Origin of the sequence: Streptomyces sp. NPDC059850 (assembly GCF_042731515.1) — a bacterium.
Lineage (GTDB): Bacteria > Actinomycetota > Actinomycetes > Streptomycetales > Streptomycetaceae > Streptomyces.
Genome location: NZ_JBHWJI010000144.1, coordinates 1 through 3,329, shown reverse-complemented (window position 1 = coordinate 3,329; position 3,329 = coordinate 1). Strand labels below are relative to the sequence as shown.

3 protein-coding genes are annotated in these 3,329 nt (G+C 72.1%); 1 reads left to right on the top strand and 2 read right to left on the bottom strand.

The genetic code is table 11. The annotated features are described in order from the left end of the window. Nucleotides 1-403: 403 nt before the first annotated feature. Together ACFV9T_RS42625 and ACFV9T_RS42620 are read right to left on the bottom strand one after the other, a co-directional pair. On the bottom strand, nucleotides 404-1,306 hold the full coding sequence (locus ACFV9T_RS42625) for a serine hydrolase (protein ID WP_385449255.1): 903 nt from the start codon (nucleotides 1,304-1,306) through the stop codon (nucleotides 404-406). Then, nucleotides 1,303-2,193 carry a LysR family transcriptional regulator gene (locus tag ACFV9T_RS42620; protein ID WP_385449254.1) on the bottom strand — a complete coding sequence of 297 codons (891 nt, stop codon included), beginning with the start codon at nucleotides 2,191-2,193 and terminating at the stop codon, nucleotides 1,303-1,305. Before ACFV9T_RS42620 ends, ACFV9T_RS42625 begins: the two co-directional genes overlap by 4 nt. Before the next feature lie 117 nt (nucleotides 2,194-2,310). On the opposite strand from ACFV9T_RS42620, the gene bla reads away from it, so the two are divergent. After that, a complete protein-coding gene (gene bla / locus ACFV9T_RS42615) occupies nucleotides 2,311-3,234 on the top strand; it encodes a class A beta-lactamase (RefSeq protein WP_385449252.1) in 924 nt (307 codons plus the stop codon). Nucleotides 3,235-3,329 lie beyond the last annotated feature (95 nt).

The window sequence follows — 3,329 nt, the reverse complement described above, 5'->3', positions numbered from 1 at the left end:
GCTCCGCCCCGGCCCCCGCTGGGGCTGCGCCCCAGACCCCTTCCGGGGGCTCCGCCCCCGCACCCCCCGCTCCTCAAGCGCCGGAGGGGCTGGGTGGTGGGGCATCTTCCCCCCTGGCCCCGGCTTCGCAAGCGCGGGTGGGGTTGAGGGAGCCTGCGGGAGGGCTGGAGGTGTGGCTCCGCGCCTGGCCCCGCTCCTGTGCCGGAGGGGCTGAAGGTACGGAAGGGCTGGGCCGGGGGGCTCCGGTTCCGGGGGTGGGAGGCGTGGTTGTGGGCAATCGTTCCGCGGAGGGGGCACCTCCGAGCGGTAGCTGGGGGAGGAACGGGTGGGCACAACCCGGCCACCGGCCCGCACTCGCCCCGCGAAACCGCCAGGGGCACCCCGGTTAGGCGCACCGCACCCGTCAGAGCTGACGTAAATGGTCGCGCAGGGTTCGGGCTGCCTGGGACATCAGGGCTTCCGCTCCGGGTTGGATCGAGGCCGGGACCTCGGACTCCGTCAGGACGGCGATGGCGAAGGTCTGGCCGTCGGCGTGTTCGACCACGCCCACCTCGTGGCGGAGGTTCAGCAGGGTGCCGGTCTTCGAGGACCACCTCGTGGCGTCCGAGCTGAAGTCCGGGGTGAGGCGGTGGCGCAGGACGTTGTGGGCCATGAGCGCCCGCACTCGTTCCGCCACCTCGGGGTGGATCGTCGACGGGGTCCACAGGGCCTGGAGCAGGTCGACGTACGAGCGGGCGCTGCCCGTGTTGGCTCGGGTCGTGTCGAGCTGCGGCACCCGGTGGCCGCGGCCGCCCGTACCGGCGCCGATGGCGAGGGCGTGGGCCAGGTCGACCTGGGTGGCGTCGAAGCGTTCCACGGGGGTGTCCGACAGTTCGCTCATGGTGTGGCGGACGGTGATGTCCCGCAGGCCTAACTCGTGGAGGATGGCGGCTACGTGAGTGGGTGGAGTTTGGGCGAAGAGAGCGTCTGCGGCTGTTCCGTCGCTCAGGCACGTGCTCAGGTAAAGGAGGTCGTCGATCGCGACCCGCGCGGGGTGGCGGAAGCGGCTCAGGCCGGTGGGGCCGGGCGTGGTGATCCGCCCCGGTTGGACGTCGAGCAGCGTCGCCCCGTCCAGCTCGCCCCGCCGGATGCGTTCCGCCGTGGCCAGCGCGAGCGGGATCTTGACCAGGGAGGCGGACGGGAGCTGGGTGTCCGGGTCGATGCCCAGCTCCTCGCCCGTGTGCAGGTCCCGTACGAGCAGGCAGCCGCGCAGGCCGCCGTCGTGCAGCTGCCGCCGCATGTCGTGGAGGAGGGCTTCGGTGTTCACCAGCCAGATTCCGTTCTAGCGCTTTCGGCGCCCAGGCAGCGGGCTATCGCCTCGCCCAGGCGCGCTTCGATGTGCTGTGGGCTGCCCTCCGCGGCGGCGAGCGCGTACCCCCGGCTGAGGGCCAGCTCGCCCACGGGCCGCCAGTGCAGGCCGAGTTCGTCGGCCTGTGCACGGGAGCAGAGCAGTACGTCCCGGGTGTGCAGGGCCTCCGCCACGGCCGTGGTCAGGTCGGTCGCGGTGACGAGCTGGGCGGGCCGCAGGCCGACCGCGTCGCGCAGCCGGGTCAGTGGATCGCGGATGTGCGGAACGTCGTCCTCCGGCTGGATCCAGACGCGCCGGGCCGGGCCGGAGGAGGCCCGTCCGACCCGCAGGGTCTCCAGGTAGACGCGCCGCACACCGGGATCGTCGGCACCGGCGAGCCCGAGCGGTACGCGCCACGCCGCGTCGTCCGGCACCACCGCGAGCAGGGCCGCGCGCACCTGTTCGGCACGGAGGAGTTCACCGCGCCGAGCCGGTGCCGCGACCCGGAGGTCCAGGGTGACGCCGAGCCCCCGCGCCTCGGCGACCAGGCGGGCGAGACCGGCCGTGGAGCAGATGCCGGGCACCGCGAGCCGCCACGGCTTGCGCTTGACGGCCTCGGCCTCGTGCAGCAGTACGTCCGCCGCCTGCACGAGCTGCCGGGCCGTCGGCAGCATGTCCCGGCCGAACGGGGTGAGGACGGGCCGCCGCGACGTGCGCTCGAACAGCGCCTCACCGAAGCGTTCCTCCAGGGCGGCGACGCGACGGCTGGCCACCGACTGGGACATCCGGGCCGCGGCCGCCCCGACCGTGAAACTCCCGTGCTCGCTCACGCTGACGAACGCACGGCATGCCCCTACAAGATCCACGACTCGCAACTCTATGCCAGATCGGCATGAAGGGGCGCGTGAGCGTATTGGACCGCATGAGCGCCCGGCGGTGAAGGTGTTCCCGCACTCACGACCCGTACGTCTTGGAGGTTGCCCATGCCCTTCAGCCCTGCCCGCCGCGCCGCGCTCGGCGCGCTCGCCGCGCTGCTCCTCGTTCCCGTCGCGGCCTGCGGCCAGAACACCCCCACGCCCGCCGCCGCCTCGACACCGATCGCGCACACCACGCCGGACACCACGCCGTACACCGCCGAACTGAAGGACCTGGAGCGGAAGTTCGACGCCCGGCTCGGCCTCTATGCCATCGACACCGGCACCGGACGCGAGATGGCCTACCGGGACGGTGAGCGCTTCGGGTTCCACTCCACGTTCAAGGCGATCGCCGCCGCGGCCGTACTGCGCACCCATTCGCTGAGCGGGATGAACAAGGTGATCACGTACTCCCGTGATGACCTGATCGACAACTCGCCCATCACCGAGAAGCACGTCGACACCGGCATGACCCTGCGCGAGCTGTGCGACGCCGCCGTCCGCTACAGCGACAACACCGCCGCCAACCTGATGTTCGACGCGCTCGGCGGGCCCAAGGGGCTCGAACGCGAGATCAGGAAGGTGGGCGACGACGTCACGCGGATGGAGCGCATCGAGCCCGAGCTGAGCAAGTGGGTTCCGGGCGAAACGCGGGACACCACCACGCCGCGCGCCCTGGCCAAGGACCTGCGCGCGTACGTCCTCGGGGACGTCCTCCGGGGGCCCGAACGCGCCCAGCTGACGACGTGGCTGAAGACCAACACCACCGGCGACGCCCTCATCAGGGCCGGAGTGCCGAAGGGCTGGGTCGTCGGCGACAAGACCGGAAGCGGCTTCTACTACGCGGCCCGCAACGACATCGCCGTGGTGTGGCGCCCCGGCGCCGCGCCCATCGTCATGGCGGTCCTGACGAACCGCTCCGGGGAGGACGACGAGCACGACGACAAGCTGATCGCGGAGACGGCGTCGGTGGTCGCCGACACACTGTCCTAAGGAGACCGCCTGCTGGAACGTTTCGGCACGGTGCTCTCCCTGTGCGGTGCGATGCTGCCGGGCGCCCTGGTGGCGCGACTGGGCGGCGATGAGTT